General features: G+C 75.4%; 14 protein-coding genes, 1 pseudogene and 1 riboswitch. Of the genes and pseudogenes, 9 read left to right on the forward strand and 6 right to left on the reverse strand.

Annotated features, from left to right (window positions below):
• Positions 1–35: 35 nt before the first annotated feature.
• Positions 36–1499, forward strand: coding sequence for a PspC domain-containing protein (locus CLV28_RS01940; protein WP_170062610.1), 1464 nt, complete (start codon positions 36–38; stop codon positions 1497–1499).
• The gene (locus CLV28_RS01945; RefSeq protein ID WP_100421605.1) at positions 1496–2137 is read left to right on the forward strand and encodes a hypothetical protein; all 642 of its coding nucleotides are present in this window, start codon (positions 1496–1498) and stop codon (positions 2135–2137) included. Before CLV28_RS01940 ends, CLV28_RS01945 begins: the two co-directional genes overlap by 4 nt.
• Positions 2138–2237: 100 nt before the next feature.
• Here the strand turns inward: CLV28_RS01945 and CLV28_RS01950 are convergent, their stop codons facing one another.
• Entirely contained in the window at positions 2238–3029 is a 792-nt protein-coding gene (locus tag CLV28_RS01950; RefSeq protein ID WP_239073142.1) for a hypothetical protein, read from the reverse strand.
• Between the two features lie 463 nt (positions 3030–3492).
• Between CLV28_RS01950 and CLV28_RS01960 the strand changes: the two are divergent.
• Positions 3493–3798, forward strand: a pseudogene (locus CLV28_RS01960) (glycoside hydrolase family 6 protein); the annotation flags it as partial.
• 47 nt (positions 3799–3845) lie between these two features.
• Positions 3846–3977 carry a hypothetical protein gene (locus CLV28_RS16175; protein ID WP_275405042.1) on the forward strand — a complete coding sequence of 44 codons (132 nt, stop codon included), beginning with the start codon at positions 3846–3848 and terminating at the stop codon, positions 3975–3977.
• Positions 3978–4047: 70 nt separating this feature from the next.
• Here CLV28_RS16175 and guaA read toward each other — a convergent pair whose 3' ends face one another.
• From guaA to thiE, 3 genes are all read right to left on the reverse strand, one after another.
• Positions 4048–5649 (reverse strand): glutamine-hydrolyzing GMP synthase, encoded by a 1602-nt coding sequence (gene guaA, locus CLV28_RS01965; protein WP_100421607.1) that lies wholly within the window; start codon positions 5647–5649, stop codon positions 4048–4050.
• Between the two features lie 40 nt (positions 5650–5689).
• Positions 5690–6307 (reverse strand): hypothetical protein, encoded by a 618-nt coding sequence (locus tag CLV28_RS01970; RefSeq protein WP_100421608.1) that lies wholly within the window; start codon positions 6305–6307, stop codon positions 5690–5692.
• A gap of 112 nt (positions 6308–6419) precedes the next feature.
• Positions 6420–7079, reverse strand: coding sequence for a thiamine phosphate synthase (gene thiE, locus CLV28_RS01975; protein ID WP_100421609.1), 660 nt, complete (start codon positions 7077–7079; stop codon positions 6420–6422).
• Positions 7080–7118: 39 nt separating this feature from the next.
• A riboswitch (TPP riboswitch) is annotated at positions 7119–7200 on the forward strand.
• Between the two features lie 5 nt (positions 7201–7205).
• Between thiE and thiO the strand changes: the two genes are divergently transcribed.
• Genes thiO through CLV28_RS01990 form a run of 3 tightly spaced genes read left to right on the forward strand, consistent with a single transcriptional unit; the run spans position 7206 to position 9459 of the window.
• The gene (gene thiO, locus CLV28_RS01980) at positions 7206–8441 is read left to right on the forward strand and encodes a glycine oxidase ThiO (RefSeq protein WP_239073143.1); all 1236 of its coding nucleotides are present in this window, start codon (positions 7206–7208) and stop codon (positions 8439–8441) included.
• Positions 8438–8668 (forward strand): sulfur carrier protein ThiS, encoded by a 231-nt coding sequence (thiS, locus tag CLV28_RS01985; protein ID WP_100421611.1) that lies wholly within the window; start codon positions 8438–8440, stop codon positions 8666–8668. The genes thiO and thiS overlap by 4 nt, the downstream gene beginning before the upstream one ends.
• Positions 8665–9459 (forward strand): thiazole synthase, encoded by a 795-nt coding sequence (locus tag CLV28_RS01990; RefSeq protein WP_203968122.1) that lies wholly within the window; start codon positions 8665–8667, stop codon positions 9457–9459. The genes thiS and CLV28_RS01990 overlap by 4 nt, the downstream gene beginning before the upstream one ends.
• A gap of 172 nt (positions 9460–9631) precedes the next feature.
• Here the strand turns inward: CLV28_RS01990 and CLV28_RS01995 are convergent, their stop codons facing one another.
• Both CLV28_RS01995 and CLV28_RS02000 read right to left on the reverse strand, forming a co-directional pair.
• Positions 9632–10975 carry a ThiF family adenylyltransferase gene (locus tag CLV28_RS01995; protein ID WP_100421612.1) on the reverse strand — a complete coding sequence of 448 codons (1344 nt, stop codon included), beginning with the start codon at positions 10973–10975 and terminating at the stop codon, positions 9632–9634.
• Position 10976: 1 nt separating this feature from the next.
• Positions 10977–11420: a DUF3817 domain-containing protein gene (locus tag CLV28_RS02000; RefSeq protein WP_100421613.1), complete on the reverse strand. Its 444-nt coding sequence runs from the start codon at positions 11418–11420 to the stop codon at positions 10977–10979.
• 65 nt (positions 11421–11485) lie between these two features.
• On the opposite strand from CLV28_RS02000, the gene CLV28_RS02005 reads away from it, so the two are divergent.
• Both CLV28_RS02005 and CLV28_RS02010 read left to right on the forward strand, forming a co-directional pair.
• Positions 11486–13261: an ABC transporter ATP-binding protein gene (locus CLV28_RS02005; RefSeq protein WP_100421614.1), complete on the forward strand. Its 1776-nt coding sequence runs from the start codon at positions 11486–11488 to the stop codon at positions 13259–13261.
• Positions 13258–14991, forward strand: coding sequence for an ABC transporter ATP-binding protein (locus tag CLV28_RS02010; protein WP_100421615.1), 1734 nt, complete (start codon positions 13258–13260; stop codon positions 14989–14991). Before CLV28_RS02005 ends, CLV28_RS02010 begins: the two co-directional genes overlap by 4 nt.
• Positions 14992–15008: the final 17 nt, after the last annotated feature.

The following is a 15008-nucleotide window of genomic DNA, read 5'->3' on the forward strand; positions in this document are numbered from 1 at the left end:
TGGTGCGCGCGCCCCGCGCCCGACACGATGGACGCATGACCGACCAGACCCCTCCCCCGGCACACCCCGGCCCCGACCCACGGCCGGCGGACGACGTGCCGCCGCCCCCGTCGTCCGACCCCATGGCCCGGTTCTTCGACTCGCTGCGCCGCAGCGGCCTGAGCAGGTCCGAGGACCGCTGGGTAGGTGGCGTCGCGGGTGGCCTGGCCGACCGCTTCGGCCTCGACCCCCTGCTCGTGCGCGGGCTGCTGTTCGTCTCGTTCTTCCTCTCGGGCGCCGGCCTCGTGCTGTACGGCATCGCGTGGGCGCTGCTGCCCGAGGCGCGCGACGGCCGGATCCACCTCGAGCAGACGATCCGGGGCGACGTGGACGTCGCGCTCGTGGGCGCCGCCGCGACCGTCGTGGTCGGGCTCACGTGGGGCGACGGCTGGTGGTCGCTGACGAACCGGGTCGGGCTCGGCTGGCTCAACGGGCTGTTCTGGCTCGCGGCCGTGGGCGTCGTCGTCTACCTCGTGGTGCGCTCGCGTCAGCTCGCGGGCCCCGCCCCGGACACCTGGGGCGGCCCGAAGGCCCCGCCCGCCGGGGGCGACCCCGCCTGGGGCACGGAGGCCCCCGCCGGGACGTGGACGCCGCCCGCCGCGCAGGCACCCGCCGGGACGGCGGACGCCCACGCCCGGAAGCACGACGAGATCTCCCACGCCCGGGCCGAGGCCCACCGCGCCCGCACCGACGCCCACAAGGCCCGGGCCGAGGCACGGACCGAGGCCGCGCGCCTGCGGTCCGAGGCGCAGCGCCGGCAGCACGAGGAGGCCAAGGCGCGGCGCGCCCGCAGCGCAGGCAGCTCGACCGTCGTCGCGACGCTCGGCCTCGTGCTCCTGCTCGGCGCGGTCGTGCTGCTGCTCGACCGCACGTCGGGCGCGGGCGACGCCCCGCTGCTCGTCTGGCTCGGCGCGAGCATCGTCCTCGTCGGGGCTGTCACGGTGGTCACGGGCCTGCGCGGACGCCGCTCGGGCGGGCTCACCGGCATCGCGTGGGTGCTGCTGGTGGCCTTCGTCCCGGCCGTCGCGTGGAGCGCCCTGGGTGTGGCCGAGGGCTACCGGACCGTCGTCGCCGACGGCGGCATCGACACCCGGCCGACGACGGTCGCCGAGGCCGAGGACGGCGTGTCGTTCCTCGTCGGCGACGCGACGATCGACCTGACCGCGCTCGACCTCCCCGCGGACGCCGCGAGCGACCCCGTGGAGATCGACGCGAGCTTCGGGGCGGGCCAGCTCACGGTCCGCGTGCCCGACGGCGTGCCCGTGACGGCACACGTCGACATCTGGGCCGGCGAGACCACGTGGCGCGACGAGGACGGCGGCGTGACCTCGTGGGCCGGCATCAACCCGGGCGCCGGCACGCTCTCGAGCGACGAGGTCGCGGCGGGCGAGGACCCCCGGATCGTCCTGGACATCACGGGCCGCACCGGCGCCGTGCGCATCGTGGAGGAGCAGTCATGAACCCGACCGGAACGAACGACCCGCGCGACGACGCCGCGGACCCGTCCGCGGACCCGACCGGCCCGCTGCCCGGGGACACCGGGAGGGTGGACGAGGGTGCCGCCGACGGGGGGATCGCCAGCCGCGAGGCACAGACGGACCAGACGGACCAGACCCAGGCGTACCCCGCCGACGGGCACCCGACCCAGGCCTACGGCACTGAGGGGCCCGGCTCTGAGGCGTACGGCACTGAGTCATACGGCACCGCGGCCTACGGGACCGAGGCCTATCCGACCGGGCAGCAGCCCACAGAGCAGTACCCGACCGAGCGGTACCCCACCGAGCAGTACCCCACCGAGTCGGTCCCCGCGCCCGCACCCAAGGTCGCTCCGGCGTACGGCACGGGGACTGGCACGGGGACCAGCGCCGGCGCGACGAGCTCCGCACCACCGAGCGTGCCGGACGGCGGAGCGACCGTCGCGACCATCGTCTGGGGTCTCGTGCTGGTCGCGGTGGGGGTTGGCATCGCCTCGCTGGGCCTCGGTGCACGGTTCGACCTCGACCTCGCGCTCGTGGTCGTCCTCGGCGGCGGGGGTCTCGCGCTGCTCGTCGGCTCGGTGTGGTCGGGCGTGCGTCGCAAGCGCGGCGCGGGGGCCTGACCGAGTCGCACGTGACGACGAGCTTGCGACACGACATGCTCGTGACACGACGAGGCCCGGCCCCCGGTGCTGCGGGTGGCCGGGCCTCGGTGTGCCGGGGTCAGTGCCGGGGTGTCGGCCCGTCGCCCTCGGTGCCCTCGACGGGCGTTCCCGGTGATGCCGGGGTCTCGGCCTCCGGGACGGCGTGGCCGTCCGTCGGGAGGGTGCGGGTCGCGTCGTCGGCCGGCGAGCCGGGCGACGCGGGCTCGGCCGGGACGACGGGCTCGGCCGGCGCGGCCGACGTGGGGGCAGCCTGCGCCTGGGGTGCCGCGGTCGCGGACGTGCGCTCGGGGGCGACGGGGCGCTCCGGAGCGACAGGAGCCGCAGCAGCAGGAGCAGCCGCGGGAGCCGCAGCAGCAGGGGCGGGCGGGGCGGCGTGCGCGGGGGCCCGCGTCGGCGCGGCACCCGCGTCCACCGAGATCTCCGGACCGCTGCCGAGGCGACGGAACGCGACGCCGAACAGGATGAACATGAGCCCCAGACCGATCACGAGCGCCGAGACGCCGAACGCGACGACCGACGTGAACAGCGAGGCGCGCAGGAACGAGGCGTCCATGACCGTGGCGCGCGTCGGGTCGTCCTGGTCGAGCTCGGCGTAGGTCCGGCCGTCGGCCATCTCGAGCGCGTGCTTGTTGATGACCTCGGCCTGCGCGTAGGCGGAGAAGGGCCCGTTGACGTCGTCGCCCCCGAGGAAGTCCGCGTCTTCCGAGACCGTGATGTCCTCGGCCGCGAGCTGGTCGGTCACGACGTACCAGGTGACGCCGCCCGCGATGATGAGGATGATGCCCGCGATGATGCTGAAGAGCCCGATCCCGCGTGCTCCGCGGGTCGGTCGAACGGTGACGTTGGACATTCCGGTTCCCCAATCGTGACGTGACTCCGGGGGCCGCACGGCCCCCGCCCTGCGTGAATCCACTGCACTGTCCACGTTTCACGCTAGTGCAGGTCGGGCGTTTCGTCGCGCAGAAGGAGGAACCGCCCGGACCTCACGCGTCGCCCACGCCCCACCGCCTGCGCGCACCAGCCCGCGGAACGCCGTTGACCTGCACGAACGCCCTCGATAGCGTGGCGCGTCCGCGCTCGCGGGCGGGACCCGGACGAAGGGCGGGGGGCGCGCTCGACGCGACGCAGGTCTACCTCGACGCGGGGCACTCCGCGTGGGGGGCGGTCGGCGACACCGCGGACCGCCTGCTGCGCGCGGGGGTCGCGGACGCCGACGGCAGTTCCTCAACGCGTCGAACTACCGCACGACCGCGGACGAGGTCGCGTTCGGCGCGCGTGTGAGCGCGTGCGTCGACCTGGCCCGCCGCGGCGGGGTGCACGTCACGGACTGCCCCGGGGCGGCGACGTCCTGGTACGACGACGCGTACGCGGCGGCCGGGATCGCGCGCGACCCCGCGCTCGCACCGCACCTCGTGGTCGACACCTCGCGCAACGGGCGCGGCCCGTGGACGCCGCCCGCGGGCGGGTTCGCGGACGGCGCGGACGCCGAGGCGTGGTGCAACCCGCCCGGGCGTGGGGCCGGGGCGCGACCGACGCTCGGCGTCGGCCCGGCGGGCACGGTCGGGGTGGGCACGGTCGGGGTGGGCACGGTCGAGGTCGACCCGGTGGGCACGGTCGAGGTCGACGCGTACCTCTGGGTCAAGGTCCCGGGGACGTCGGACGGCGCGTGCCTGCGCGGCACGTCGGGCACGGTCGACCCGGCGCGGGGCTCCGTCGCCCCCCGGCCGGCACGTGGTTCCCCGAGCAGGCGCGCGAGCTCGTCGAGCTCGCCGACCCGCCGCTCGCGCCCGGGCACTGATCCGCGGACGGTCAGACGCCGACGGCGCCCGACCCCTCGCGGGGGCGGACGCCGTCGGCGTGCGGGGAGGTCACTCCCACTCGATGGTGCCCGGCGGCTTGCTGGTCACGTCGAGCACCACGCGGTTGACGTCGTCGACCTCGTTCGTGATGCGCGTCGAGATGATCGAGAGCACGTCGTAGGGCAGGCGCGTCCAGTCGGCCGTCATGGCGTCCTCGGACGACACCGGGCGCAGCACGATCGGGTGGCCGTAGGTGCGGCCGTCGCCCTGCACGCCGACCGAGCGGACGTCGGCGAGCAGCACCACGGGGCACTGCCAGATCTCGCCGTCGAGGCCTGCGCGCGTGAGCTCCTCGCGGGCGATCGCGTCGGCCTTGCGCAGGATCTCGAGGCGCTCCGCGGTGACCTCGCCGACGATCCGGATGCCGAGGCCCGGGCCGGGGAACGGCTGGCGCGCGACGATCTCCTCGGGGACGCCGAGCTCGCGGCCCACCGCGCGCACCTCGTCCTTGAAGAGCGTGCGCAGCGGCTCGACGAGCTCGAACTCGAGGTCGTCGGGCAGCCCGCCCACGTTGTGGTGGCTCTTGATGTTGGCCGCGCCCTCGCCGCCGCCGGACTCGACGACGTCCGGGTACAGCGTGCCCTGCACGAGGAACTTGACCTCGGCGCCGTGCTCGCCGGCCTCGGCGACGATGTCGCGCTGCGCGTCCTCGAACACGCGGATGAACTCGCGGCCGATGATCTTGCGCTTGGTCTCGGGGTCGCTCACGCCCGCGAGCGCGGTGAGGAACCGCTCCTTCTCGTCACGGATCACGAGGTTCACGCCGGTCGCCGAGACGAAGTCGCGCTCGATCTGCTCGACCTCGCCCGCGCGCATGAGCCCGTGGTCGACGTGCACGCACGTGAGCTGGTCGCCCACGGCCTGCTGCACGAGCGCGGCCGCGACCGCCGAGTCGACGCCGCCCGAGAGCGCGCAGATCACGCGCGCGTCCCCCACCTGGGCGCGGATCGCGGCGACCTGGTCGTGCACGACGTTGCTCGGGGTCCAGTCGGGGGCGAGCCCCGCGCCCTCGTACAGGAAGTGCTCGAGCACGGTCTGCCCGTGCGCCGAGTGCTTGACCTCGGGGTGCCACTGCACGCCGTAGAGGCGGCGGGCGCCGTCCTCGAACGCCGCGACGGGCGAGCCGGCCGAGGTCGCGAGGACCTCGAAGCCCTCGGGCGCGGCGTGCACCGCGTCGCCGTGGCTCATCCAGGTGGTCTGGTTCTCGGGGGTGCCCGCGAGCAGCACGCCGGCCGAGCAGACCTCGACCTCGGTGCCGCCGTACTCGCGCCGGCCCGTCTGCGCGACCGTGCCGCCGAGCGCCGCGGCCATCGCCTGGAACCCGTAGCAGATGCCGAGCACGGGCACGCCCGCGTCGAACAGCGCCGGGTCGACGAACGGCGCCCCCGCGGCGTAGACCGACGACGGCCCGCCCGAGAGGATGATCGCCGCCGGGTCCTTGGCGAGCATCTGCTCGACCGTGAACGTGTGCGGCACGATCTCGGAGTACACGCTCGCCTCGCGCACGCGGCGCGCGATGAGCTGGGCGTACTGGGCGCCGAAGTCGACGACGAGGACGGGCCTCGGGGTCGCGGCAGCGGTGGTCGCTGAGGAATCAGGGGTGGCGGTCACGGCACCAGGATAGTTGGCCGCGCGGGCGCGGCCGAACGCGTCAGGGCGCGGGACGCATCGTGCGGAGCATCTGCTCGCCGGGCGATCCCTCGAACGTGCCCTCGGGCGCGTGCGCGGTCGCGGTCACAAGGATGCTGCCCGCGTCGTCGCGCGCGGTCACGGCGACGACGTCGACGACGCCGCCCGTCGCGTCGGCGTCCGTGGCGGTCGGGTCCTGCGTGCCGCGGACGGCGTACGCCGTGGCCCATCCCTCGAGCTCGGCGGGCGACAGCACGATGCCGTCACCGCCCTCGGCCGTGATCTCGGCCTCGGTCACGCGCGCCGAGAGGTACACGTCGCCGTCCGCCGCCTCGCGGGCCTCCGCGACGGCCAGCGTGAGCGCGACCTCGTCGCCGTCGTGGAACTCGGTCGTCGCGATGCCCTGCGAGGTCGAGGAGGTCGCCTCGTAGCCGGCCGGCACGAGCAGCGTCACACCGTCGCTGGTCCAGGGCGTGGACCCGTTGATCGCGTCGAGCGGCTCGATCACGTACGGCTCGCTGGTCTCGACGGGCTCGTCGAGCATGCTGGGCGCGTCGGCGTCGGGGTCGGGGCTGCACGCGGAGACCGCGAGCAGGGCGCCGACCGCGAGCGCGGCGAGCCGCAGGGAGGGGGTGCGCATGCGCTCAACCTAGCAAGCGTGCGGGACGCGGCCCGACGGCGTCCGCCCGGCCGTGCGCCGTCCGCGGAGGCCGGACCAGGCGCCCTGGTCGGCCGCGTCGTCGCCCGCGTCGTCAGGCGGCGGGGTCGCCCGCCGTGACCCGGGCGCGCAGGGCGCGCGCCGCGGCCTCGGGGTCGCCGGCCCCGGTGATCGCCCGCACGACGACGACCCGCCGGGCACCCGCCGCCACGACCTCGTCGACCCGGTCGAGGTCGATCCCGCCGATCGCGAACCAGGGCGTGCGGGGCGCGGACGCCGCGACGTCCCGCAGCAGGTCGAGCCCGACGGCGCTGCGGCCGGGCTTGGTCGGGGTCGCCCACAGCGGGCCGACGCAGAAGTAGTCGACGTCCGGGTCGGCCTCGGCCTGCGCGGCCTGCGCGGCCGAGTGCGTCGAACGGCCCAGCACCACGTCGGGGCCGAGCAGACGGCGCGACGCCGCGACGGGCAGGTCGTCCTGGCCGGTATGCAGCGCGGGGGCGGAGGTCAGCCGGGCGACGTCCGCCCGGTCGTTGACGCACCACAGCGCGCCGTGCTCGGCCGCGACCGCCGCCACGAGCTCGTGCAGCTCGAGCTCGCGGCGCACGTCGAGCCCCTTGTCGCGCAGCTGGACCACGTCGACTCCCCCACGCAGGGCGGCGTGCAGGAACTCCTCGAGGTCGCCCCGGTCCTCGCGCGCGTCGGTGCACAGGTACAGGCGGGCGTCCACGAGCCGCGGGTGTCCGGGTGGTGTCATGCGCCGGAGGCTAGCGCACCGACGCGATAGCCTGGCCGCTGCACGGGAGCCCCGCCGGGGCTGAGAGGGCGAAGGTCGCCGACCGTCGAACCTGATCCGGGTCATGCCGGCGAAGGGAGCGAGCGCGTGAGCGCACCAGCAGGCAGTACCTCAAGCAGCACCTCAGCAATCGGCACGTCAGCGGTCACCACCCCCGCCGGCGGCACGGTCGACGTGCTCGTCGTCGGCGGCGGCATCGTCGGCATGACCGCCGCGTGGCGGGCCGCACGGGCGGGGCTGACCGTGACGGTCCTCGACCCCGCACCCGGCGACGGCGCGACGCACGCCGCCGCGGGCATGCTCGCGGCCGTGACCGAGGCCGACTTCGGCGAGGAGCGGCTCGCGCGCCTCAACGTCGACTCGGCGCTGCGCTGGCCCGGCTTCGCGGCCGACCTCGAGCGCGAGTCGGGCCTGCCGGTGGGCCTCGTGCGCACGGGCACGCTCACGGTCGCGTACGACGCGGACGACGCGGCCGAGGTCCGTCGGCTCGTGGACCTCCAGCGGGGCTGGGGCCTCGACGCGCAGCCCTGCACGGTCGCCGAGGCGCGCCGGCGCTCGCCGTTGCTCGGCCCCGTCGCGGGCGCCGTGTGGGTGCCCGACGACCACCAGGTCGACCCGCGCGCGACCCACCGCGCGCTGCACCGCGCCGTCACGGCCCACGGCGGGACGGTCGTGCGCAGGGCCGCGACCCGGCTCGTGCGGGGGTTCGACGGCGGCCCCGTGGTCGGTGCGGTCGACGACGCGGGGCACGTGTGGCACGCGGGCGTCGTCGTCCTCGCCGCGGGCGACCGCTCCCCCGCGCTGCTGCGCGACCTGCCGGAGGTCCACGCGCCCGTACGCCCCGTCAAGGGGCTGACCCTGCGCCTCGACGCCGAGCCGTGGTTCGACCTCGACCACGTGGTCCGCGGTCGCGTGCAGGGTCGGCCCGTGTACGTCGTGCCCCGCGCGCCACGGCCCGACGGCACGCGCGAGGTCGTGGTCGGTGCGACGTCCGACGAGAAGCCCGACGACCGCCGCGCCGAGGCGGGCGGCGTGTTCGCGCTGCTGCGCGACGCGCGCGCGGTGCTGCCCGCGCTCGACGAGCTCGCGCTCGTCGAGGTCACGCCGCGCGTGCGCCCCACCTCGCCCGACAACCTGCCCTACCTGGGCGAGTCCGGCGTCGCGGGCCTCGTGCTCGCGACCGGCCACCACCGCAACGGGGTGCTCCTGGCCCCCGTGACCGCCGCCGCGGTCGACGCCGTCCTGACCGGCTCCCCGCCGCCCGACGCCGTCGCCGCGGTCGACCCGGCCCGCTTCGCCCCCGAACTCTGGAAGGTCCCATGAACCCCCGCCCCACCGCGACCGTCAACGGCGAGCCGTACGCCCTGACCGCGCCGACCGACGTCGTCACGCTCGTGACGGCGCTGCTGCCCGAGTTCGTCGCGGACGGCGCCCCGCGCGGCGTCGCGGTCGCGCTCAACGACGCCGTGCTGCCGCGCGGCGCGTGGTCCACGACCGTGCTCGCGGCGGGCGACCAGGTCGAGGTCGTGACCGCGGTGCAGGGCGGGTGAGCGCCGTGGACGACGCCCTCGTGATCGCGGGCCGACCGCTCGGCTCCCGCCTCGTCATGGGCACGGGCGGCGCCGCGAACCTGCTGACTCTCGAGGAGGCGCTGGTCGCGTCCGGCACCGAGCTCACGACCGTCGCGCTGCGCCGCGTCGCCGCACCCGGTGCGGGCGAGGACGCCGGGACGTGGGCGATGCTCGAACGGCTCGGGATCCGCGCGCTGCCCAACACCGCCGGGTGCTTCTCGGTGCGCGAGGCCGTGCTGACCGCCCAGCTCGGGCGCGAGGCGTGCGGCACCGACTGGGTCAAGCTCGAGGTCGTCGCGGACGACGTGACGCTGCTGCCCGACGTGCTCGGGCTCGTCGAGGCCGCCGAGATCCTGGTGCGCGACGGCTTCACCGTGCTGCCGTACACGACCGACGACCCGATCGTCGCGCGCCGCCTCGAGGACGTCGGTTGCGCGGCCGTCATGCCGCTCGGCGCGCCCATCGGCAGCGGCCTGGGGATCCTCAACCCGCGCAACGTCGAGGCGATCGCGGACGCCGCGCGCGTGCCCGTGATCCTCGACGCGGGGATCGGCACCGCGTCCGAGGCGGCGCTCGCGATGGAGCTCGGGTGCGACGCCGTGCTGCTCGCGACGGCCGTGACCCGCGCGGCCGACCCGGTGCGCATGGCCCGTGCGATGCGCGACGCGGTCGCGGCAGGGCGCGGGGCGCGCCTCGCCGGTCGGATCCCGCGCCGCGAGGGCGCGCTCGCGTCGTCCCCGACGGGTGGCCGGCTCGACCTCGCCCTCTGACCCGGCGTGAGTCGCCGTCCCTCGCCGAGGTAGAACCGTGCGGCCGAGATAGAGCTCTCGGAGTTCTACCTCGGCACGCTCGCCTCTATCTCGGCGACCTGAGGCCCCGGCGATCCCGAGTCTCGGTGATCCGGAGTCTCGGCGACCTGAGACCTCAGTGACGCGGGACCCGTCAGTACGTCGGCAGGTGGGGTGCGACGTCGCGCACCCAGGCGAGCACGCCGCCCTCGACGTCGTGCGCGTCGACCCCCGCCTCGCGCGCCGCCGAGACGACGCGCGCCGAGCGGGCGCCCGACTTGCACAGCACGAGCACGGGCCGGTCGAGCGGGAGGTCCGCGAGCGCCGCCATGGCCGCGGCGGAGGTGCCGAGGAACGTGCCGCTCGGCACGACGCGTGCGCCGGGGACCGCGACGATCTGCGTCTCCCACTCCTCGCGCACGTCGAGCAGCAGCGCGCCGGCGTCGACGAGCGCGTCGAGGTCCGCGGGTCGCACCGTCGTGCGGTCCGCGGTCGCGCGGTCCACCGTCGCGTCGCCCCCGGCCGCGGGACCACCCACCGTGGGCTCCCCCACGGCGGACGCCGTCGACGCGGACGCCGCCACCGCCCCCGGGAGCCCGCAGAACGCCGCGTACGCGTCGGGCCCGTCGAGCAGCGCGGTCACGGGCTCGCGCGTGGGGTCGCGGCGCACCGCGAGCTCGCGCCACGTCACGTCGAGCGCGTCGTAGACCGTGAGCCGCCCGAGGAGGGTGCGACCGGTGCCGGTCACTAGCTTGATCGCCTCGGTCGCCATGGCGGAGCCGATCGTGCCGCACATGGCGCCGAGCACGCCGCCGGTCGCGCAGTCGGGCACGGCCCCGGGGGGCGGGGGCTCAGGAAAGACGTCGCGGTAGGTGACCCCGGCCGCGAGGGCGGGGTCGAGCGGGGCCGCGGTGGCGGCGTCCGCTCCCTGCGGGTCGGTGTCGGGCGCGAGGTGGGGGGCCGCCCAGAAGGTCGAGACCTGGCCCTGGAACTGGTGGATCGACCCCCACACGACGGGGATGCCGAGCACCTCGGCGGCGTCGGAGACGAGGTAGCGGGTCGCGAAGTTGTCGGCGCCGTCGAGCACGAGGTCGTACCCGCGCAGCACGTCGAGCGCCGTGGCCGCGTCGAGGCGCAGCCGGTGCCGCTCGACCGTGACGAACGGGTTGACGGCGGCGATGGCGTCGCGCGCCGAGTCGACCTTGGGCCGGCGCACGTCCTGCCCGCGGTGGATCACCTGACGCTGCAGGTTGGACGTGTCGACGCGGTCGTCGTCGACGATCCCGATCGTGCCGACGCCCGCGGCCGCGAGGTACAGCAGCGCCGGGCTGCCGAGGCCGCCCGCACCGATCACCGCGACGCGCGCCGCGGCGAGGCGCCGCTGCCCGTCGGGCCCTACGCCGGGCAGCACGAGGTGCCGCGCGTACCGGGCGAGCTCGTCGGGGCCGAGCGGCGGCCCGGGGTCGACCAGGGGTGCCAGGCGCGGCGTGCCGGTCACGTCAGACCCGCTGCTCGAGCGCGGTGAGCTTGGCGTCGGCCTCGGCGTGGACCTTCTTCTCGAGCACGAACGACATCACGGGCACGACGCCCGCGAGCACCATCGTCACGAGACGTCCGAGGCTCCAGCGCATCTTGGACCACAGGTCGACCACCGTCACGAGGTACAGCACGTAGATCCAGCCGTGCGCGTACGGGATCCACGAGATGTACGGCAGCAGGGCGTCGGACGTCCCGAGCCCTTCGACCAGCGCGTACTTGTAGAGCATCTCGACGCAGAGGATGAGCAACATCACACCGGTGACGAGGGCCATGAACCGGTAGCGCGCGAGCGAGGCCCGCGCCTTGCGGACGGCCTCGCGGACGACGGCGTTGCCCGGGTTCCCGGGCTTCGTGCCGTCGGTCGGGGCCTGGCTCGCGGGGGCGGGGGTGTCCGGGGTGCTCATCGCTCGTCCTTCGTGCCGACTCAAAAGTGTGGATCGCGTCCGCGAACCTCACTCATGCTAGTCATGTGCGATCCCTCCCCCTCACCGACCCCGGGACCCCCGACCTCCGCGGACCCGCCGCCTACCTGCGGTGGATCGCCGGCAAGCAGTGGGGCGTCCTCACGGTCGCGACGCTGCTGTCCTCGATCACGTTCGCCGCGCAGGCCGTCCAGCCGTACCTGCTAGGCCGCGCGATCGACGACGGGCTCTCGGCAGGCTTCGGCCCCGACCTGTGGACCTGGGCAGGGGCGCTGCTGGGCGTGGGGATCGTCCTGACGGTCGCCGCCGCGCTCGGGCACCGCTGGGACCTGACGAACTGGATGCGCGCGACGTTCCGCACGTCGCAGCTCATCGGCCGGTCGGTCTCGCGCTCGGGCGACGCGATCACGGAGAAGCTCCCCACGGGCGAGGTCGTCGCGTCGGTCGCGACGGACGCGTTCCGCATGGGTGACGTGTTCCTCATGTTCCCGCGGTTCGTCGGCAGCCTCGTCGCGTACCTCGTGGTCGCCGGGATCATGCTGAGCCAGTCGTTCGAGCTCGGGCTCGTGATCGTCCTCGGGCTGCCCGCGGTCGCCGCGATCCTCGCCCTGCTGGTCAAGCCGCTGCAGCGTCGGCAGGCCGCCCAGCGCGAGGCGTCGGGCCGTCTGACGACGCTCGGTGCCGACACGGTCTCGGGCCTGCGGATCCTGCGCGGGATCGGCGGCGAGGACGTCTTCACGTCCCGCTACCGCGCGCAGTCGCAGCAGGTGCGCCGCGCGGGCGTGCGGGTCGCCGCGACCCAGTCGCTGCTCGACGCGCTCTCGGTGCTGCTGCCCGGCCTGTTCGTCGCGCTCGTGCTGTACCTCGGCGCGACCGCCGCGGTCGCGGGCGAGATCACGCCCGGCCAGCTCGCGTCGTTCTACGGCTACGCGGCGTTCCTCGCGTGGCCGCTGCAGAACGCGATGCAGATGCTCCAGATGAGCACCAAGGCGTACGTCGCGGCCAAGAAGATCGTCGGCGTGCTCTCGACCGTGCCGTCCTCGGGCTCGACCCCCGGCCGGGTGCCCGCACCGCCCGCCGGGTCGCCGCTGGTCGACGAGGTCAGCGGGCTCGAGCTCGCGCCGGGCCGCGTCGTCGCGCTCGTGAGCCAGGACCCCGACGAGTCCGCACGCATCGCGACCCGCCTGGGCCGGTTCGACGACGCAGCCGAGGTCGAGACGCCCGTGCGGCTCGGCGGCGTGCTGCTCGCCGACATCGACAAGCACGAGGTGCGCGGGCGCGTCGTCGTCGCCGAGGCCACGCCCCAGCTGTTCTCGGGCGTGCTCGCGGGCGAGCTCGACGTGCGCGGTCGCGCCACCCGGGACGACCTCATGGCCGCGATCCAGGTCGCGGACGCGCACGACGTGCTCTCCTCGGTGCCCGACGGCCTCGACGGCGAGCTCCCCGAGAAGGGCCGGTCGCTCTCGGGCGGCCAGCGCCAGCGCGTCGCGCTCGCGCGCGCCCTGCTGACCGAGCCCGAGGTGCTCGTGCTCGTCGAGCCGACCAGCGCGGTCGACGCGCACACCGAGGCGCGGATCGCGCAGCGCCTCGCCGAGGCCCGCGCCGGGCGGACGACGCTCGTGGTGACCGCGAGCCCGCTCGTGCTCGACCACGTCGACGACGTCGTCCTCGTCGAGGACGGGCGCGTGACCACGCACGGCACCCACCGCGAGCTGCTGCACCGACCGGCCGAGGCCGAGGGCGGCGCGGCCGCCGCCCGCTACCGCGCCGTCGTCGGGCGCAACCTCGACGAACCCGCCACCTCGATCGGAGCCCGCTCGTGAAGCTTCCCGTCGCCGACGCCCGCCAGGTGCGCGAGCACACGCGCGACCTGGCGCGCACCTACCGGCGTCCGCTCGTGCTCGTCGCGGTGCTGCACACCCTCGCCGCGCTCGCGGGGCTCGTCGGACCGCTGATCCTCGGCCGCCTCGTCGACGCCGTCGTCGAGGGCACGACCGACGCGTACGTCGCGAAGGTCATCGCGATCGGTCTCGTCGCGGTCGTGGCGCAGGCCGTGCTCATGCGGTTCGCGCAGCAGCGGTCGATGGTGTTCGGCGAGACCGTGTTCGCGGCGATCCGCGAGCGGTTCGTCGAGACCGTGACCCGCCTGCCGCTGTCGACCGTCGAGCGCGCCGGCACGGGCGACCTCGTGGCCCGCACGACCAACGACGTCGACCGCATCCAGCACGCCGTGCGATTCGGCGTGCCGCGCCTCATCGTCGCGGTCGTGACGGTCGCGCTGACCGTCGTCGCGTCCCTCGTCGTCGCGCCGCTCGTCGCGGTCGCGATGTTCGTCGGCCTGCCGATCATGCTCGCAACCGTGCGCTGGTACCTGCGGCGCGCGAGCGCCGGGTACCTGCGCGAGGCCGCCGCCTACGCCGAGCTCAACGGGACCATCACCGAGACCGTCGAGGGTGCGCGCACGGTCGACGCGCTCGGCCTTTCGGCCCGGCGCGAGGCACGCATCGACGCCGACATCCACGAGGCGTTCCTCTCCGAGCGGTACACCCTCAACCTGCGCACCGTGCTCAACCCGGGCATGGACCTGTCGTTCGTGATCGCCCCGATCGCGGTGCTCGTGTGGGGCGGGTGGCTCATCTCGCAGGGCCAGGTCACGCTCGGCGCGGTCACGACCGTCGCGATGTTCACGTTCCAGCTCATGGGACCCGTGTGGGAGCTCATCTTCTGGCTCGACGAGATCCAGGTCGCCGCGACCGCGCTCGCGCGCATCGTCGGGGTCGAGCTCGTCGACGACGACCGCACCGCGACCGGCGAACGCCCCGACGGCGACGCCCTCGAGGCCCGCGGAGTGCGGTACGCGTACCGCGAGGGCCATGACGTGCTGCACGGCATCGACCTCGACCTCGCGCGCGGCGAACGGCTCGCCGTGGTCGGCCCCTCGGGCGCGGGCAAGTCGACCCTGGGCCGCATGCTCGCGGGCATCCACCCGCCCACCGGCGGGACGGTCACCGTGGGCGGCGTGCCGCTCGTCGACCTGCCGCTCGCGGAGCTGCGCGGCCAGGTCGCGCTCGTGACGCAGGAGCACCACGTGTTCGTCGGGTCGCTCGCCGAGAACCTGCGCCTCGCGTCGGTCGGCGCGAGCGACGACGAGCTGCGCGGGGCCCTCGACGCGGTCGACGCGCTCGGCTGGGCCGAGTCGCTGCCCGAGGGCCTTGAGACCGCGGTCGGCTCGGGCGGGCACGTCCTCACGCCCGCCCAGGCGCAGCAGGTCGCGCTCGCCCGGCTCGTGCTGCTCGACCCGCACACGCTCGTGCTCGACGAGGCGACGTCGCTGCTCGACCCGCGCGCCGCCCGGCACCTCGAGCGCTCGCTCAACGCCGTGCTCGAGGGCCGCACCGTGGTCGCGATCGCGCACCGCCTGCACACCGCGCACGACGCCGACCGCGTCGCCGTGGTCGACGCCGGGCGCATCGCGGAGATCGGTCCGCACGACGACCTCGTCGCGGCGGGCGGCGACTACGCGCGGCTGTGGGAGTCCTGGCAGCAGGAGTAGATCGGTGTCCGGGCACG

The organism is Sediminihabitans luteus, assembly GCF_002797595.1.
GTDB lineage: Bacteria > Actinomycetota > Actinomycetes > Actinomycetales > Cellulomonadaceae > Paraoerskovia > Paraoerskovia lutea.